Origin of the sequence: Lentzea sp. NBRC 105346 (assembly GCF_030269605.1) — a bacterium.
GTDB lineage: Bacteria > Actinomycetota > Actinomycetes > Mycobacteriales > Pseudonocardiaceae > Lentzea.
Genome location: NZ_BSTQ01000018.1, coordinates 108,517 through 125,569 on the forward strand (window position 1 = coordinate 108,517; position 17,053 = coordinate 125,569).

The following is a 17,053-nucleotide window of genomic DNA, read 5'->3' on the forward strand; positions in this document are numbered from 1 at the left end:
TCTATCCGCACGGTGGCCGGTAGTCCAATTGGGGCAAGTGTTCACCCCAGGTTTTCTCCGTCAGGACGCCGCCGGTCGTGTCGCAGATGCGCTTGGCCGCGGCGTTGTCGTCCAGGGACCACAGCCGCAGCACGTGGTCGCCACCGCCGCCCGCCACGAGGTCGGCGCGCGGGCTCAGGACCGAGTTGTCGCCGGCGCCGGGGCCGCTGATCGGGGTGGACACGCCGGTCGCCAGGTCCCAGATCCGGACGGTGCTGTCGCCGCTGCCGCTGACCAGCCGGGCGCCGTCGCCGCTGAACGACAGTGAGGCGACACCCTCGTTGTGGCCGGTGAGGGTGCGCAGACGTGAGCCGGAGGCGGTGTCCCACAAGATGATCGTGTGGTCGCCGCTCCCGGTGGCGAGCGTCTTGCCGTCCGGGCTGAACACCGCGCGGTTCACCGGGCCGAGATGGCCGGTCAGCTCGTGGCGGAGCACCGGGCGGACCGGGTCGGCGACGTCCCACAGGCGGACGGTCTGGTCCGCGCTCGCCGTCACCATCGTGGTGCCCGAGAACTCCACCCAGTTGATGTACCCGCGGTGGCCCTTGATCGGCTCACCCACGCGGACCGGGGTGGCCGGCGCGGTGACGTTCCACAGCTGCACGGACATGTCGTCCGAGCCGGTCGCCAGCAGTGTTCCGTCGCCGTTGAACGCCACCGGCGCGGAGTAGCGCGTCTTCAGCGTGATCGGCGACCCGATCGACGCGCGCGTGGCCACGTTCCACAGGCGCACGGTCTTGTCCGCCGATCCGGTCGCCAGGACCTTGCCGTCCGGCCGGAACGCCAGCGACCACACGTCGCCGGTGTGGCCGGTCATCGGGCCGCCGATCGGTTCGGTGGCGGCCACGTCCCACAGCCGGATGGTCTTGTCCGTCGAACCGGTCGCGATCATCGAGCCGTCCGGGGTGAACGCCGGGCGGGTGATGCCGCCGCGGTGGCCGAGCAGCTGGCCGCTCGGCAGGTCCCACAGCCGCACGACGCTGTCCTCGCTGCCCGTGGCCAGGGACCGGCCGTCGGGGCTGAAGCCGACCGCGAACAGGCCGTTCGCCAGCGCGGTCAGCGGCTTGCCCAGCTGCGAGACGTGCTCGGGGTCGGTGACGTTCCACAACCTCACGGCGCTGTCGCTGCCCGCGGCCGCGAGGACGGTGCCGTCCGGGCTGAACTTCACCGACCAGATGCCGCCCGTGTCGTTCGTCAGCGGCAGGCCGAGCGGCTCGGGATGCGCGGGGTCGGCGACCCGCCACACGCGGACGGCGCCGTCCTCGCCGCCGGTGGCGAGCATCGCGCCGTCCGGGCTGTACGCCACCGAGTGCAGGCCGTCGAGGTGCCCGGTGCGGGTCTCGCTCAGCAACGCCCGGTCCGCGACGCGCCACATCCGCAGCGTCATGTCGTCGCCGGTCGACGCGATCGTCCTGCCGTCGGGGGAGAACGCGATCGAGCGCACCTGACCGGTGTGGCCGCGCATCGGCTCGGTGGGCCGCGGCTGCCGTGGATCGGAAACGTCCCACAGCCGCACCGACTTGTCCTCGTTCGCGGTGGCGAGCGTCTTGCCGTCCGGACTGAACTCGATCAGGTAGATCGTGCCGTTGCCACCGGACAGCGGGTCGCCGATGCGTTTCGGGTTCGCCCGGTCGCGCACGTCCCAGAGGATCACCGTGTGGTCGTCGCCCGCGGTGGCGAGCAGCGTGCCGTCGTTGTTCCACACCGCCGAGCTGACCCAGCTCTTGTGGCCGGTCAGGGGACCGCCGAGCGGTTTCGGGTGCGCGCGGTCGCTGACGTCCCACAGGCGCGCGGAGTTGTCGTAGGACGCCGTCGCGAGCGTCTTTCCGTCCGGGCTGAACGACGTCAGGTATACCGCGCCCGTGTGCCCGCGCAGCGGTGTCGCCAGCGGGACGAGCGCGGTGGAGAGCAGGTTCCCGCGCCACGCCGGCTCGTCCGGGCGCATCTGGTGCGCGACGAGGGCGAGCTGCGCGGCCAGCGAGAGGTCGTTGTCCTCCAGGCGGTTCGCCTCGGCGATCACCTTCGAGAACGCCGCGTCGTCGCGTTGCTGCCACACGACCACGCCCGCGGACACCGCGATCAACGCGAACACCAGCACCAGCGACACGGCCGCGCGGCGGAACCACTTCGCCCGGCGCCGCTGCCGTTCCGAGGCGTCCAGGAAGTCCCGCGCGCTCGCGGTGAGGTCCGTCGCGGACGCGGCGGTCTCCAGCCGGGCGCCGCGGTAGAGGAGTGACGAGTCGCGGTCCTGCGCCTCCCAGGTCGCCGCGTCCTCCTCAACCCGTTGCCGCAGCAGGTTTCCCGCGCGGTCCTCGTCGATCCACCCGCGCAGCCGCGGCCACGCGTGCAGCAGCGCCTCGTGGGTGATCTCGACGGTGCCCGCGTCGAGCGTGACGAGCCGGGCCGGCGTCAGCACCTCCAGCGCGGTCTCGGTCGCGGCCGTGTTCCCGGCGCCTTCCAGCAGGTTGCGCCGGGTCGACCGGCGGCGCGTGTCCTGGGTGTCGTCGCCGACCCGGACCAGCCGCAGCAGCAATGACCGCGCCGCCTGCTGACCGGCCGCGTCGAGGTCCGCCCACGCACGTTCCGCGGTCGCGGCGACCGCGCCCTGGATGCCGCCCGCCGCGCGGTAGCCGGCGATCGTCAACCGGCCCGCCTGCCTGCGCTGCCACGTCGCGAGCAGGGCGTGCGACAACAGCGGCAGCGCGCCCGCGTCGTAGGCGTCCGTGCGCCTGTTGTTCTGCACGCCCAGGTCGCGCAGCATCAGGTCGGCCAGTCCCGCCTCCAGCTGCAACCCCGCTGCCTTGGCCGGGCTGCCCACCGCCTCGCGCAGCTCCGCTGTCGTCATCGGGCCGAGCACCATCTGCCGGTCCTGCAACGCCTCGGCCAGCTCCGGGTAGTCCAGGCAGCGGGCGTAGAAGTCCGCGCGGACACCGAGCAGCACGGCCGTCGTCGCGGCCGCCGCGTGCAGCGCCTGGATGAACACCTGCAGCCGGTTCTCGTCCGTGCCGAGGGTGAACGCCTCCTCGAACTGGTCGACGATCACCAGCCGATCGCCGACCGCCACCCGCACATCGGCGGCGAATTCCGTGAAGGTGTCCGCGTCGAGCGCTTTGAGGAACGTCTCCGCGAGCTCCGGAACCTGGAGGATGAATTCCTTCAACGGGTCCGTGCCCGGCGTGAGCACAATGGCGTCCTGCCGCAACGCGGGCAGCACACCGGCTTTCATCAACGACGATTTCCCGGCGCCGGACGCGCCGACGAGCATGACGATTCCGTTGTGCTCGATCCGCTCGAGCAACGCTTTCGTGCTGCGTTCCCGGCCGAAGAACCAGTTGGAGTCCTCGAACCGGAACGCGGCCAATCCCCGATAAGGACAGACCCCGTGCTCGTCGGCGTTCTCCTCGGCGTCGCCGACCGGGCTGGCCAGCGCTTCCTCCCACAGCGAACGCCACGCGTCCAACTCGTAGAGTCCCGGCGTCGCGGGCTGCGGCCGGCGTTTGCGCGCCTCGCCGATCAGCACCTCGAGGACGGCCGAGAGTGCGGTGAAGCGGGCCGGGACGTTGCGGCCGCGGCGCCAGTCGCTCACCCGTTGCGCGGGCACGCGGACCGGGCGGCCCTGCTCGTCGGTCCGGCGGGCGCGCGCCACCGACTCGGTGACCTTCTTCAGCGGTGGGTCGCCCGCCTCCGCGTAGAGCAGCGCGAATCGCTCCGCGAAGACTCCGCGCGGACCCATCCGGCCTCCACCTCGTCGGGGCACCGATCCGGACCGGAAAACCGGCATGACCGCTCTGACCTGCGGACATGTGCACCGGCGATGCCTTGGTGAGGTCAGCCTAACGATGAGGTCTGACAAGCTCGACCGCACGTGCCGGGTTGGGGGAGGCACGCCGACTGGGGGCCGGCTACCGCGGCCGAGGAGCTCTGGGGGTCTCCTCGGCCGCGGCCCCGAGGTCGGCGCCGTGCCTGGAGGGGTGTCAGGCCGCGCCGACGAGCTCCCACAGTTGATCCGCTTCCGGCTCCTTCGGCTGGACCCGGTTGGGGTCCGGCGCATAGGGCTCGGTGGGCAGAGTCTGATAGGTGATCGCGTCCGGCTTCAGTCCGTGCAGCTTCTCGGCGAGATCCGCGAGCTTCGCCAGTGATCCCAGGTCCTCGTCCGTGACGATCGACTTCGTCGCGTCGTCGGCGAGCTCGAACGTCTTCACCGGATCGCCAAGCCAGTTCTCGTTCGCGAGCTTCGCGCTCAACGCCTGCAGGAACTTGTGCTGCTGCTTGATGCGGTTCAAATCGCTGCCGTCGCCGATGCTGTACCGCGTGCGCACGAATGCGAGCGCCTGCTGTCCGTTCAACGTGGTCTTGCCCGCGTCCAACGAAAGCCCGCTCTTCTCGTCGTGAATCGGTTCGTCGATTTCGATCTCGACGCCGCCGATCGCGTCCACGAGCCGGGCGAAACCGGAGAAGTCGATCTGGATGAAATGGTCGATCCGGATCCCGCTCATCGCCTCCACGGTCTTCACCGCGCAGGCCGCGCCACCGGTGGTGAACGCGCTGTTGAACATCACCTTCGAGGCGGGCGGGTTCGTGCCGCACGCCGGCCGCGCGACCATGGTGTCGCGCGGGATGCTGATGACCTTGGCGCGGTCGCCGGCGGCGTTGATGTTGACGACCATCGCCGTGTCGGACCGCCCGTCGTCCTTGCCGAGCACCAGGACGTTGAGCGTCTGGCCCGGAGTCTTCGGCGGCCGCGCCTCGGCGGGCCCGATCTCGTGCTCGAGGTTGACGGTCTGCAGGTTGCCGTCGAGCCGCCAGTAGCCGTAAGCGACGCCGCCCGCCAGCGAGACGACGCCTGCCACGACCGCGACGCCAAGCCAGCGTTTCAAGTGGACGGTTGCCATGACACCGACGGTCCCGGTGCGATGTCCGGGACACGTTCGTGCGATGTCATGGTTCTGCAACAGTGAGCGTGTCGATCATCCAGTCCAGGAAGCGTTCGGTGTCCACGGTCACCGCGTACTTCGCGGGCGTGCGGTCCTTCGCGATGTCCCGGTCGAACGGCGATCCGGGCGCGAGGTACCGCAGGTCGGCGACCAGCTGGCCGCGCGTGTGCCGGCCGGTCAGCTCGATCGCGAACCGCTCCTCGCGGTACGTCGCGAGGTCCGGGTCCAGCATGATCGCGACGGCCAGCGAGTCGTGCGGCACGAACCCCGGCTTGCCCAGGAAGCTCTCGTAGAACGCCGCGTAGAAGCCCACGATGCTGGTCGCGTACGCGGCGATCGGGTTGTTCAGCGCCGCGAGCCGGGCGAGCCACCGGTCGTCGGCGTGCGCCTCCATGGTGACGTCGAGCCCGACGACCGTGAGGTCCGGGAAACCCGCGCCGAGCACGTGGTCGGCGGCCTCCGGGTCGTGCCAGAAGTTCGCCTCGGCGTACGAGGTGATGTTGCCCGGCGCGTTGAGCGCGCCACCCATGACGACGATCCGCTCCAGCAGTTTCGGCAGCTCCGGCTCCAGCTGGAGCGCGAGTGCCACGTTCGTCAGCGGTCCGAGCGCGAGCAGCGTCAGCTCACCAGGGTTCGCGCGGGCCAGCCGCACGATCTGTTCGGCGGCCGACTCGTTCGTCGGTCGCGTGACGGGCTCGGGGCCGGCGAACCCGCCGAGGCCGTCGTCACCGTGCACCGACTCGGCGGTCATGAGCGGCTGGGCGAGCGGCCGTTGCGCGCCGCCCGCGACGGGGATGTGCGTCAGGCCGAGCAGTTCGAGCAGGCGCAGCGTGTTCGCCGTGGCCTGTGGGGCGGGCACGTTGCCGTGCACGGTGCCGATCGCGACGATCTCGGCCTCGGGTGATGCGGCCAGGTTGAAGAGCGCCAAGGCGTCGTCGACGCCGGGGTCCGTGTCCACGATGATCCGCATGCCGCCCAGTCTGCCTCCGGCCGACCGGTGCCGTCGCGTCATTTGGCCATGTCCCAAAGGTCCTGATCGGACTGTTGAAGAACGCGGACACGAACCACACAGGATCTTCAAAAGTTCCCGGCAGCCTGCTGGGCATGACCCGAATCCTGCTGGCAGTGGTGGCGCTGCTCGCGACGGCCGTGCCGTCCGCGTCCGCCAAGCCGCTGCCCGTTGTCGACGTCTTGGTCCTGTACACCCCGAAATCCGTCGAGACCTACGGTGGCCTGGCGCGGTTGCGGGAGATCTCCGCCAAGAACGAGGCCATCACCAACGAGTCGTTCCGCAACAGCAAGGCGAAGGTGCGCGTCCGCGTCGTCGGCCTGGAGCCCGCGCCGGACTACAACCTGGACGGCAAGCCCGAGGCCGACGCGGCGTACGACTACCTGTTCCACAAGCCCGAGTCGGCCGCGGCCTTGCGTGACAAGTACAAGGCGGACGTCATGCACCTGCTCGCCGCCGACGTCGGCGGGTTCTCCAACTCCCAGACGGCGCCCGTGGCGAAGACCAGCCCCGGCGCGGGGAAGATGATGCTGGTCGGCTACGACCGGCCCTACCTGGTGCTCGGTTTCACGCACGAGCTCGGCCACCTGCTCGGCCTGGACCACGACAAGTACGTCGGCGGCGGCCGGTTCCCCGGCTACGAGTGGGCGCGCGGCTATGTGGCGCCGTCGATGAAGTGGCGCACGGTCATGGCGTACGAGGACAAGTGCCGCGACGCGGGCGTCGAGTGCCCGGACATCCCCTATTTCTCCAATCCCTCGCTGACGTACCAGGGTGAACGCCTCGGTCAGCCGAAGGGCTCACCCGAGGAGGCCGACGAGGTGTCGATGCTCGACGAGTCCGCTCCGATCGTGGCGGCGTACCGGTGAGGCGCGCGCTGCTCGCCCTCGCGTTGCTGCTTGCCTTCCCCGCACAGGCGTGGGCGATCTATGGCGGGCAGGAGGCTTCGCAGCCGTACCCGTTCATGGCGTCCGTGCAGTTCAAGACGGGTCATTGGTGTGGCGGCACCTTGATCGCGCCGCAGTGGGTGATGACCGCGAAGCACTGCCTGATCTACGTACCCGATGAGCCCTACCGGCAGGCGCAGCCGTCCGACGTGACGGTCCGCGTCGGCAGCCTCGACCGGTCTTCCGGCGGTGAGCTGGTCGGCGTGACCGAGTTCCGCGTGCACGGTCTGCCGATCCAGCCGAAGCCGACCGACGGCCAGGAGATCCGCGGCACCGACATCGCGTTGCTCAAGCTCGCGCATCCGGTTTCCGTCCAACCAGCCCGGATCGCTTCCTCGCCGGGTGGTCCCGATGTCCGGCTGCTGGGCTGGGGGTACAACTGCCAGCACCCGCGCGGGCACGGGTGCGCCCCGATCCCCGAGCGGCTGCGTGAACTGGACACCGTCACGTTGCCGCGCGAGGGCTGCGTCTCGACGAAGCCTGGGGACAGCAGCATCGCGGACAAGGAGCTCTGCCAGGCGGCGACGGCCCGCGGTGAGACCGTGCGGCCGCACGACTCGGGCAGCCCGATGCTGATCCGCTGCGGCTCGGACTGGCTGGTCATCGGTGTGGCGTCCGGCCCGGTGCAGCAGGGTGCGGACGCGATCAACGGCAAGGGCGACGGTCCGAACATCTACACCGACGCCACGGCCTACCGCTCGTGGATCTCATCGCAAATTGGGTAGTGCTCTTGTGGGCGCCTTCAGGACACTCGAGTCCTGGAGGTGCCCATGAGCGTGCGACGAGCTTCGGTCGAGGACGCGGACGGGATCGCTCGCGTCCACGTGACCACGTGGCAGGTGGCGTACCGCGGTGTGATCGCGGACGAATACCTCGACGCGCTCGATTCTGGCGAGCGTGCCGTCGCGTGGCGCGAGCGGCTGACTGCGGGCGTCGGCACGGTTTTCGTTGCGGTGGAGGAGGAATCGGTCGTCGGTTTCATCGCGGTCGGTCCTTCCCCCGACGAGGACTGCCTCCAGCTGTTCGCCATCTACGTCTTGCCGTCGCACTGGGGCTCCGGCGCGGCCGCCGAGCTGCTGGACGCCGCCGTTGACTCGCGCATGACCGTGTTGTGGACGCTCGCGGACAACCCGCGGGCGCGGCGGTTCTACGAGCGGCACGGGTTCGCGTTCGACGGCGGCACCCAGAACCTGGAGTTCGGTGGGCGAGAGGTCCCGGTGGTCCGCTATCGCCGGGCTTCCGCACCGGGTTCCCTCGTCGCGGAGCGTTAGTCGCGTGACGAGGGAACCCGGCGTCTTCAGCAGCCGGTGATCTTGACGTCGTCCTGCCCCTCGAAGCGCAGGCCGTCGACGGTGCGGCCCATCAGGGTCGCGGTCGTCGAACCGCACGTCAGACCGGTCTTCTTGGTGTCGAACTGGCAAACGAGGTCAACGAGACCGTCATCATTGACGTCCTCGCCGCTGCCGCAGCGGACGAGACTCGCCTCGGTGCCGATGACACCGAAGGTGAGACTCTGCCGATCGACCTGAGTCAACGCGTTGAACTCGGCCGTGGACAGGATCGCGACCGGAACCGCGCCCTCCTTCTTGAGGTTGATCGAGCTCGGGAAGCTGCGCGGCTTGACATCGATCGGCTGCCAGCTGATCGACGCCGTGTCGTTGGCGCGGTCGGTGTCCTCCGGGTGCGGTTCGTTCGCCTTGATCGTGGCCGATGTGCTCACCGTGTGCCTGCGGGCCTCGCTGCAGGACACGGTCCAGTCCTTGGTGAACGTGGCACTCGTGCCCGCGTTGAGGGTCCGTTCGTCCTGCTGGGTTCCCGCCGGCGTGAAGGTGCAGTCGGCGGGCGCGGTGAACCCGATCGTCGTGATGGTTGCGACAGCGTCGGCGGGACCGGCGTTCGCGACCGTCACCTTCGTGGTGCAGTTGAAGTTCTGCATCTGGTACTGCCGCTCGGAGCAGGTGATCCGGATGTCGGCGATCTTCAGGTCGACGCGTTCGAACACCTCGACGGTGTACTTCTCCGCCGTGCCCTTGTTGTTGGCGTCATTGGGATCAATTACGTGCTTGTGGTCCAGCGTCACCTCAGAGGTGGCCGCGAAGTCGTGGAAGCTGCGCTTGTCACACGCCACGTCCCACTTGCTCACGACTGTCGTCGGTTCGCCGATCACGACGTCATCGTGTCTCGGGCTGCCGATCGGCGTGAGCACGCAGTCCTGCGGACCGGTCAGGCCGAGTGTGACGTCGGTCTTCGCCGGACCGTAGTCGCCCGCGTTGGACACCACGGTCGTGACCGTGCATTCGAAGTGATCCCGGACGTAGGTCCGTTGTGCGCAAACGGTGTTCGTGCTGTCGATCCGCACATCCGCTTCGTCGATCACGGCGATGCTGACGGTCGTCGTTCGCTGGTTGCTGGACGTGTCGGGATCCGTCACACCCGGCGTGGTCACGGTCAGCGCGTTGTCGAACCGCATCGGATGATCGCTCGGGTCGAGGCAGGTGACGCCGACGTCGAAGACGACCTCGATCGGCTGTCCCAGCACCAGCCGACGCGTCACCGCCTGCTGCGCCGGTCTGAACGTGCAGTCCGCCGGGCCGCTCGCCGTGATCGTGTCCTGCACGTCGATCACGGGAGCCGGACCGCGGTTCTCTAGCACCGCCCGCACGCGCAACGGGTGTTCCGTGTCGGCGGTCATGTCGACGGGCGGGTCGAGCACCTCGAACGACACCTTCACCGCGTCGGCCTTCGTCTCCACGTTGCCGAAGTCGTTACCGCCGAAGGCGGGGTTGCCGATGCCGATGCCGACATGGACAGCACGCCGTTCCGCGGTGGTGCGGGTCCAGTCGGTCCGGTTCTCCTCGGTGACGGCGTAGTCGCCGGGAAGGTGTCCGTCGAGCCGGAACTCGTAGTACCCGTTGGCGTCCGTGGTCGTCGTGGCCACGTCGCCCAGGCTTTGACCGGCGTCGGAGCGGTCGCGGTGCAGCGTCATGGTCCAGCCGGCGAGACCCGGCTCGTCGGGGTCACGCACGCCGTCGCGGTCGCGGTCGTGGAACTTGTGTCCGCTGATCACCGGAACGGGATTGTCCTTGCGTTGCGAGTAGTTCCCGCACGTGCGGGCGATGAAGCCGTTCCCGAACGTCAGGCTCGGCAACAGGATGTCGAGCTCGCGCTCGTCGTCGGAGAACGCGTCGACGACGTTGTGGAAGACTTCGCTGCCCACAACGCATTTGGTCGCGTCCACACAGATTCCGGACCACCGCTCGTCGCTGTTCGGGTGGAACACGCGGTCGGTCTCGTACGCGTACCAGATGAAGTTCGGGCTGAATCCGCGATCTCCGTAGTAGTCCCGGTGTTGCCAGATGACGTCCCGGCTCAGCAGGTATCCCTTGCCGGGGTCCAGGATGTAGGTGTTCCGCCCGCAGTCCGAGTTGATCATCTGAGCGCCGTTCGTCCAGCACGGGCCGACAGCCTGCGCGGGCGTGGCGAGACCCAGGATCGGTATGGCGGCGGCTGCCGCGATGGTGAGTAGTCGTGCGATTTTCACCCTGCGCCCCCTTAGGGCTCGGGAGCGGCCGCCGTCCGCTGGTTGACCTGGTGCAGGCCATATCGAGCCCCTCGTTCGGGGCCGTTACCCGATCACCCCGCCGGGCCAACGGGAATCCGAATAGTGCTACCGCCGGTACTTCAACAGCACGACCTGACCGTCGAGCGTCCTGGTCTCGACGAGGTCGAACTTGACCGGGTTCGGGAACGTCGGCCGGCCGCCGCCCAGCACGACCGGATGCACGAACACCTGGTACTCGTCGATCATGTCCCGCTCGGTGAGCGCGGCCGCCAGCTCGGAACCGCCGAACAGCAGAAGGTTCTTGTCCCTCGGCAGGTCCTCCGGGCTCTTGACGATCTCGGCGTTCCAGCCGGCCTCCGTGAGCGTCCGGGAGACGACGAGCTTCGGGTACTTCCGCCAGATCGGGGCGAAGCGCAGGTCGTGCGGGTCCTGGGACATCTCCTCGGCCTTGGGCCAGAACCACGACATCATGTCCCAGACCTTGCGCCCGTAGAGGAACACGTCGGCGCTCTCGGTGAGCTGGTGCGAGTAGGCGGACATCTCCGGGCCCATCAGGGGCCAGTCGAACTCGCCGTTCGGTCCCTCGATGAAGCCGTCGACGGACTGGTGCACGAAGTGAGTGATCATGTCTCCTCCTGGGTTTGCCGAGGTAGACCGGAACAGCGTTGCGAACTCATCTGTGACCTGCGGCACAGTCTTCCTGGGTGGCCGCTTCAGTGCCGTTGACCGTGACCAAGCGAGGTGCGTTGGTGGTCGGTTACCGTTCCTGACGTGCGGGTCCTGTTCTCGACCACCGCGGGAGCCGGCCACTTCGGCCCGCTGGTGCCGTTCGTCCGCTCGTGCCTTGCAGCCGGTCACGAGGCGATGGTCGCCGCCCCGGCCTCCTTCGAGTCTTCCGTTTCCTCTAGTGGGGCTGCTTTCTGGCCGTTCGGCGCTCCACCACCGGAGGCGATGGCCGCCGTGTTCGGCAGCCTGCCCGAGATGTCGCACGAGGAGGCCAACCGCACGGTCGTAGCGGAGATCTTCGCGCGCCTGGACGCCGCCGCGGCCGTGCCCAGGCTGCTGGAGGCCATCGCGTCGTGGCGCCCGGATCTGGTGATCCGCGAGTCGGCCGAGTACGGCTCACTGGTCGCCGCGGAAGTACATGGAGTGCCGTGCATCCGGGTCAACTCGGGCCTGACCGTCGTCGAGGACCAGATGCTCTCCATGGCATCGTCCAACGTGGACCTGCTGCGCCTGTCGTACGGGCTGCCGGCCGGTCTGCCGGAGACGCCGTACTACACGCTGTTCCCCTCTTCTTTGGAGGAGACCCCGTCTTCCGCCGTCCGGTTCCGCGACCCGGCGTGGGTGCGCTCCACGGCCACCTCTCCGTTCGTCTATGCGACGTTCGGCAGCGTCGCCGGCGGCCTCCCGCATGTCGCTGAGGCCTTTGACAAGGCGTTGGCTGCCTTGGGATCCGTCGATGCCCCGGCGTTGCTGACCACCGGTGGTGCCGACGTTTCGTCTGCGCCTCCCAACGTGCGGGTATCGACCTGGGTCGACCAGACCGCCGTGCTGTCGCGGGCCACCGCGGTCGTGTGCCACGGCGGAGGCGGCTCGACCCTGGGCGCTCTGGCGGCCGGCGTACCTCTGGTCGTCGTGCCGCTGTTCGCGGAGGACCAGTACGTGAACGCGCGCCGGGTCGCCGCTCTCGGCGCCGGCTTGTCCGTCGGCCCTTCGGACATCGGCCCCGCCTTGCGTGAGGTGATGGCCGATCCGTCGTTCGCTACGGCTGCGCGCGCGGTCGCGGCCGGGATCGCCACCCACCCCAGCACGGACACGGCTTTCACATAGAAAAAGAGCCCCGGCGTTGGCCGAGGCTCTTTTTCTATGGATCAGTAGAACAATTCTTCAGATCAGCCGATCAGCCGCGTGCCGCCCCAGCCCCAGCCGCGCTGAGCCGGTTCCCACTGGTTGGTGGAGGTGTTGAGGGTGAACTCGTACAGCCCGCCCTCGACGGCGTCGATCAACAGGAAGTGATTGATGTCGGTACCCGCCAGCAGTCGGACCTGCGAGAAGTTCGTGTCGTTGAACGGGAACTCCTTCAGGCCACCCTCGTCGTACCACTCGGAGAACCGGCCGTCACCCTTGATCTCGAGGAAGTCGAGCGGCGTGCCGCCCAGCCCGGAGATGACGCGAGTGCCGCCCCAGCCCCAGCCGATGGTGCTCTTGCTGAGGACGTTGTTGGCGTCGAACGTCCAGAGCGCGAGGTCACCCTGCTGGTTGATCTCGATGAACTGGTTGCTGGACACGGCGCTCAGCAGCCGGGCGTTGCCCCAGCCCCAGCCGACGACCTGCTCGACGTACCCGCCACCGTTCCACGACCACTTCGAGAGCCGGCCGTCACCCTTGACCTCGACAAAGCTCGTCGAGTTCAGCGACGACACGATCCGCGTGCCGCCCCAGCCCCAGCCACGAACCTCGCCCGAGAAGCTCCCGCCGGACCGCGTCCAGTAGACCAGGTTGCCCGCGCCGTTGACCTCGAGGAACGAGTTCCCGTCGGTCGTCTGCGCCTGGAAGCCCTGCTCGCGCTTGACACCGTTGATCGGCTTGGCGAAGTCGGTGCCCTCCGCACTCGCGGGCACCGCGGTCGCGACGGCAAGCGTCGCCGCGAGGCCCAGAACGGCCTTGACTGCATGCTTGAAACGCATTACTGGCTGCCCCCATCTGTCTAATCAGCCATGCAAAGTGTCGCCATCTTGTCGCGTAGTGGCGGACAGCACAATACTTTTGTGGTCTTGGAGAAACACTTGCGACGCCTGGAGCGATACATGGGGTGCGCCGACCTCCGCCGTCGGTTCGGTGAAGATCAATCGCCGATGAATTGGCCCGGCCGGCGTCTCATTTGAAGGGTTCGTGGATTGCGACGCAGTCCCAGACGAGATCCTGAAGCTCGTACATGACTTCGATGATCTGCTGCTGAACTTCGCCCTCGTATAGGTGCGAGTTCGAGTCGGTCGCAGGCACGATGTCGACGAGGATGTTCGCGCCGAGCCGTGGGATCGAGTCTCGGCCCGCCCATGCCGCCGCGCACGCACCGAGCGCCTCCTTGAGTGCGTTCAAGGCGTCTGCGTCGAGGCCGTCACGACGTCGAAGTCCAAGAACGAAGCGCTCCCAGGTCTGAGCAAGGTCGCTCAGCTCCGGGGTCACCGGATCCCCCTCCACAACCACGCCTGAAAACTACAGCCGCTGACCTGTTTGCGCAGGTCAGCGGCTGTAAATTCACCCGGCGAAAGGTGGTGCCCCAGGCAGGATTCGAACCTGCGACACACGGTTTAGGAAACCGATGCTCTATCCCCTGAGCTACTAGGGCGGACCGGCCCAGTCTAGCGGGCCTGCCAGCGCCGGGACCCGAGCGGGTCCGCTCACCGTCCGTGAGAACGATCGAGACGCGCTGCCGCCGTTGGAGGGAAGTGAGACGGCCCACCTTCCCGCAGGCCGGGGCGTGAGGTAGGGAGGTGCCGTGAGCAGCGGCAGACCTTGGCCTGACATCCGACCTGGCCCGATGGGCGCGTTCGGCGCATGGTGGCGCCGGCGCAGCGACGCGCGCAGGGTTGAGGACTTCACGTACGCGATGCCGCAGTCGTCGCACCAGCAGGAGTTCGAGACGCCGTTGCCGAGTGCGGTGTACGGGCTGGACTTCCAGGTGAAGTTCACCGTCGTCTACCGGCTGGATCTGCACACCGGGCTGCGGCATCACGCGCCGCGCAGCGCCGCGATCAACAGCATCATGCAGCGGGCGCGGGCGATCAGTTCGCAGGCGATGCTGGTGCATCACGCCTCGTTGCAGCATCAGCTCGGGGACGAGCTCGCCGACGAGCGGCAGGTGCCCGACACGCATGTGTGGGCGCGCGCGGAAAGCGTCAAGGTCAGCGTCGACGAGGGTGACCTCGAGATGGCGCGCAAGCATGTCGAGTTGCTGCGGAATTCCACGATCAGGCACGCCGAGCGGGAGCTTGAACGGACCGAGATCCGGTATCTGCGCGATGAGGTGCTGACCGACGTGGGGACCGCCACGATCTGGTGGTTGCAGCGCAACGGGTACCAGGTCGAACGGGCGGTGGAGCTCGCGGGGACGATCAAGGAACTGGTGCGCATCGCGCAGCAGACCAGCGACCCGCACTGGGCCGAGAGCCTGGTCAGCAGCTTCGAGAAAGCCTTGCCGCGGCTGGAGGAAGGGCATCGCCGGGACCTGCGGCAGCACCTCGCCAAGGCGCTGAGCGTGTACGGCGGGAGCTCTGTCGCGGCCGAGTTCGCCGACCAGGTGGGGTTGCCCGCGGGGGAACAGCACCTGAACGGGCACGTCTAGGCTGAGGCGATGACCGACCTTCGTGGCGCCGCCGTCGCCGCCGGCCTCCGCGTGCTCGCCAAGTACACCCCGTTCGCCGAACCGGAGCTGCTCGGCCTCGGCAGAGTCGTCAAGCCGGGGGCCGTGTGCATCGACATCGGGGCCGCGCTGGGGTTGTACACGGTCACGCTCGCGCAGCTCGTCGGTCCACAAGGGACTGTGCACAGCATCGAGCCGCTCGTGTTCGCGCACCCCGCGCTCAGTCAGATTCTGCGGCCGCGCGAAGGGCGGAACATCAAGCGGCACGCCGTCGCGCTCGGCGAGCAGGAGGACGGGCGCGACGTGATGAGCGTGCCCGTGCGGCACGGGAGTCCGGTCACCGGGCGCAGCTTCCTCACGGCCGGCGCCAACGGGCTTGGGTCCAACGAGGAGTTCAGCGACCACATCGAGGTGTTCGTGCGGACGGACACGCTCGACCGGTTCGTGAAGACTAACTCGATCAACCGGCTGGACTTCGTCAAGGCCGACGTCGAGGGCGCCGAGCTGAAGGTGCTCAAGGGCGGCGAGCAGACCATCGAACGGTTCAAGCCGGCGATCCTGCTCGAGATCGAGGAACGGCACGTCGAGCGGTTCGGCTATCGGGCGCAGGACGTCGCCGACTGGCTCGTCGACCGCGGGTACCGGATGAGCATCTGGCACGACGGCGCGTGGCGGCCCGAGGTTCGCGTGAACGACCGGGTGCGCAACTACCTCTTCCAGGTCTAGTGCGGGGTTTCCGGGCGCTCGTGCCCACCGAGGTCTGGTACGAGCTGCTGGAGACCGCGCGACGACGCGACTTCAAGGCCAACGAGCCGCTGCTGCGCGAAGGCGCGCGCGGCTCGTTCCTGCTGGCGCTGCAGGAGGGGCGGGTCGCGGTGCTCAAGAGCGAGCGGCTCGTGGCGTTGCGCGGGCCGGGGGAGTTGGTCGGCGAGATGGCGGCGCTGGACGGCAGCCCCCGGTCCGCCGCGGTCGTCGCGCTCGAACCCTGTGTGGCGTACGAGATCGCGGCCGATCCGTTCCAACGGTTGCTCGCGCGGCATCACGCCGGCAACGCGCTCAGCACCTACCTGGCCGGCAAGGTCCGGCAGTCCGCCGGGCTCGCCACGACCAGGGCGGAGCCGCCGTTGTGGCGTACCGCCGACCTGATCGTCAGGGTCGTCGACCTGGCCGGGCCGGACCACGACGTGGTCCCGATGTCGCAGTCCTGGATCGCCGGGGCGTTCGGCCTGTCCCGCAACGCGATCGGCAAGGCCGTGCACGAGTTGTACGAACGCGGATTCCTCAGCGACACCAACCCGATCCGCGTCGCCGATCTCGAAGGTCTTCGACATCTTGTGACCTGAGTCACAGTCGTGCTGCCACTTTGTGGGCACTCCGAAACACGCCACAGTGCCACGGTGTCGGCATGACAATCCCCGACCTGCCCCCGTACAGCGCCGTCGTGGTCGTCGACATGAAGGACTACAGCGGCCACAAGGGCGCTGACCACCGCATGCTGACCGAGCTGATCCCGGTGGTGCTGGAGCGCACGTTCGCGCTGATCGGCCGCCTGGACATCTGGGAGAACCGCGAGTTCCCCGACAGCACCGGCGATGGCTACGCGATCGGCTTCCCGCCCCAGGTACTGCCGACGTTGATCGGTCCGTTCCTCGACAAGCTGCAGCAGGAACTGGAGTACCAGGACCAGGTGCTGCGCGCGGGCGACCGCAAGACGCGGCTGCGCATGCGAGTCGCGATCACGGTCGGGCCACTGGAGCGGGCGGACGGCGACGGCGACGGCACGGGGAACGCGCGGGTCGAGGCGCATCGGCTGGTCGACGCGGAACCGGTGCGGCGCCTGCTCGACAGCTCCGATCCGGACGTCACGTTCGTCGCCGCGATCCTGTCCGACCGGGTGTACCGCGACGTCGTCGAGGCTGGGTACTCACCGAAGCCCGTGACCCAGTACGTCGCTGCGCCGGCCAGCGTGAAGACCTATAGCGGTAACGCATACCTGCACTGTCCCAAGCCTTCCGGCGACGTTCTGTCGACCGGTTACGCCGAGGCCGAACAGCCCAAGATGCCCGAGAAGAAGAAGGATCGCACGCCGAAGTACAGCAACCACAACGAGTTCTCCGGCACGGCCCACGGCACGGTGATCCAGGCCGGCCGCATCGGCCGCGTGAACCACGACAAGTAGGGGAAATAGAAGAGGAC

15 protein-coding genes and 1 tRNA gene are annotated in these 17,053 nt (G+C 68.5%); 8 read left to right on the plus strand and 8 right to left on the minus strand.

Annotated elements, in window-relative coordinates:
- Position 1: 1 nt before the first annotated feature.
- The 3 genes from QSK35_RS32780 to QSK35_RS32790 form a co-directional block, all read right to left on the minus strand.
- Positions 2-3,772, minus strand: coding sequence for an NACHT and WD repeat domain-containing protein (locus QSK35_RS32780; RefSeq protein WP_285751525.1), 3,771 nt, complete (start codon positions 3,770-3,772; stop codon positions 2-4).
- 241 nt (positions 3,773-4,013) lie between these two features.
- On the minus strand, positions 4,014-4,931 hold the full coding sequence (locus tag QSK35_RS32785) for an LCP family protein (protein WP_285751526.1): 918 nt from the start codon (positions 4,929-4,931) through the stop codon (positions 4,014-4,016).
- 46 nt (positions 4,932-4,977) lie between these two features.
- Complete coding sequence (locus QSK35_RS32790) at positions 4,978-5,943, minus strand: nucleoside hydrolase (RefSeq protein ID WP_285751527.1); 966 nt, start codon at positions 5,941-5,943, stop codon at positions 4,978-4,980.
- A gap of 134 nt (positions 5,944-6,077) precedes the next feature.
- Between QSK35_RS32790 and QSK35_RS32795 the strand changes: the two genes are divergently transcribed.
- The 3 genes from QSK35_RS32795 to QSK35_RS32805 are packed head-to-tail and all read left to right on the plus strand — an operon-like array spanning position 6,078 to position 8,200.
- Entirely contained in the window at positions 6,078-6,851 is a 774-nt protein-coding gene (locus tag QSK35_RS32795) for a zinc-dependent metalloprotease family protein (RefSeq protein WP_285751528.1), read from the plus strand.
- Positions 6,848-7,654 carry a S1 family peptidase gene (locus QSK35_RS32800; RefSeq protein WP_285751529.1) on the plus strand — a complete coding sequence of 269 codons (807 nt, stop codon included), beginning with the start codon at positions 6,848-6,850 and terminating at the stop codon, positions 7,652-7,654. Before QSK35_RS32795 ends, QSK35_RS32800 begins: the two co-directional genes overlap by 4 nt.
- A 45-nt stretch (positions 7,655-7,699) precedes the next feature.
- A complete protein-coding gene (locus tag QSK35_RS32805) occupies positions 7,700-8,200 on the plus strand; it encodes a GNAT family N-acetyltransferase (RefSeq protein WP_285751530.1) in 501 nt (166 codons plus the stop codon).
- Between the two features lie 26 nt (positions 8,201-8,226).
- Here the strand turns inward: QSK35_RS32805 and QSK35_RS32810 are convergent, their stop codons facing one another.
- Together QSK35_RS32810 and QSK35_RS32815 are read right to left on the minus strand one after the other, a co-directional pair.
- Positions 8,227-10,470, minus strand: coding sequence for an SdrD B-like domain-containing protein (locus tag QSK35_RS32810; RefSeq protein ID WP_285751531.1), 2,244 nt, complete (start codon positions 10,468-10,470; stop codon positions 8,227-8,229).
- 126 nt (positions 10,471-10,596) lie between these two features.
- Entirely contained in the window at positions 10,597-11,118 is a 522-nt protein-coding gene (locus QSK35_RS32815) for a dihydrofolate reductase family protein (RefSeq protein WP_285751532.1), read from the minus strand.
- Positions 11,119-11,262: 144 nt separating this feature from the next.
- Here QSK35_RS32815 and QSK35_RS32820 point away from each other — a divergent pair, with 144 nt between their 5' ends.
- Positions 11,263-12,324: a glycosyltransferase gene (locus QSK35_RS32820; RefSeq protein WP_285751533.1), complete on the plus strand. Its 1,062-nt coding sequence runs from the start codon at positions 11,263-11,265 to the stop codon at positions 12,322-12,324.
- Between the two features lie 62 nt (positions 12,325-12,386).
- On the opposite strand, the gene QSK35_RS32825 is transcribed toward QSK35_RS32820, so the two are convergent.
- From QSK35_RS32825 to QSK35_RS32835, 3 genes are all read right to left on the minus strand, one after another.
- Positions 12,387-13,181: a hypothetical protein gene (locus QSK35_RS32825; RefSeq protein WP_285751534.1), complete on the minus strand. Its 795-nt coding sequence runs from the start codon at positions 13,179-13,181 to the stop codon at positions 12,387-12,389.
- A gap of 190 nt (positions 13,182-13,371) precedes the next feature.
- The gene (locus QSK35_RS32830; protein WP_285751535.1) at positions 13,372-13,680 is read right to left on the minus strand and encodes a hypothetical protein; all 309 of its coding nucleotides are present in this window, start codon (positions 13,678-13,680) and stop codon (positions 13,372-13,374) included.
- A gap of 87 nt (positions 13,681-13,767) precedes the next feature.
- Positions 13,768-13,843, minus strand: a tRNA-Arg gene (locus QSK35_RS32835).
- A 150-nt stretch (positions 13,844-13,993) separates the two neighbouring features.
- Here QSK35_RS32835 and QSK35_RS32840 point away from each other — a divergent pair.
- From QSK35_RS32840 to QSK35_RS32855, 4 genes are all read left to right on the plus strand, one after another.
- Positions 13,994-14,839, plus strand: a complete 846-nt coding sequence (locus QSK35_RS32840; protein ID WP_285751536.1) for a hypothetical protein — start codon at positions 13,994-13,996, stop codon at positions 14,837-14,839.
- A gap of 9 nt (positions 14,840-14,848) precedes the next feature.
- Positions 14,849-15,583 (plus strand): FkbM family methyltransferase, encoded by a 735-nt coding sequence (locus QSK35_RS32845; protein WP_285751537.1) that lies wholly within the window; start codon positions 14,849-14,851, stop codon positions 15,581-15,583.
- A gap of 20 nt (positions 15,584-15,603) precedes the next feature.
- Complete coding sequence (locus tag QSK35_RS32850) at positions 15,604-16,200, plus strand: Crp/Fnr family transcriptional regulator (protein ID WP_285751538.1); 597 nt, start codon at positions 15,604-15,606, stop codon at positions 16,198-16,200.
- Between the two features lie 62 nt (positions 16,201-16,262).
- Complete coding sequence (locus tag QSK35_RS32855; RefSeq protein ID WP_285751539.1) at positions 16,263-17,036, plus strand: hypothetical protein; 774 nt, start codon at positions 16,263-16,265, stop codon at positions 17,034-17,036.
- Positions 17,037-17,053 lie beyond the last annotated feature (17 nt).

Excerpts from the sequence above, each read along its gene's own strand:
- QSK35_RS32780 (WP_285751525.1), bottom strand. The coding sequence starts at position 3,772 with ATGGGTCCGCGCGGAGTCTTCGCGGAGCGATTCGCGCTGCTCTACGCG.
- QSK35_RS32785 (WP_285751526.1), bottom strand. The coding sequence starts at position 4,931 with ATGGCAACCGTCCACTTGAAACGCTGGCTTGGCGTCGCGGTCGTGGCA.
- QSK35_RS32790 (WP_285751527.1), bottom strand. The coding sequence starts at position 5,943 with ATGCGGATCATCGTGGACACGGACCCCGGCGTCGACGACGCCTTGGCG.
- QSK35_RS32795 (WP_285751528.1), top strand. The coding sequence starts at position 6,078 with ATGACCCGAATCCTGCTGGCAGTGGTGGCGCTGCTCGCGACGGCCGTG.
- QSK35_RS32805 (WP_285751530.1), top strand. The coding sequence starts at position 7,700 with ATGAGCGTGCGACGAGCTTCGGTCGAGGACGCGGACGGGATCGCTCGC.
- QSK35_RS32815 (WP_285751532.1), bottom strand. The coding sequence starts at position 11,118 with ATGATCACTCACTTCGTGCACCAGTCCGTCGACGGCTTCATCGAGGGA.
- QSK35_RS32825 (WP_285751534.1), bottom strand. The coding sequence starts at position 13,181 with ATGCGTTTCAAGCATGCAGTCAAGGCCGTTCTGGGCCTCGCGGCGACG.
- QSK35_RS32845 (WP_285751537.1), top strand. The coding sequence starts at position 14,849 with ATGACCGACCTTCGTGGCGCCGCCGTCGCCGCCGGCCTCCGCGTGCTC.
- QSK35_RS32855 (WP_285751539.1), top strand. The coding sequence starts at position 16,263 with ATGACAATCCCCGACCTGCCCCCGTACAGCGCCGTCGTGGTCGTCGAC.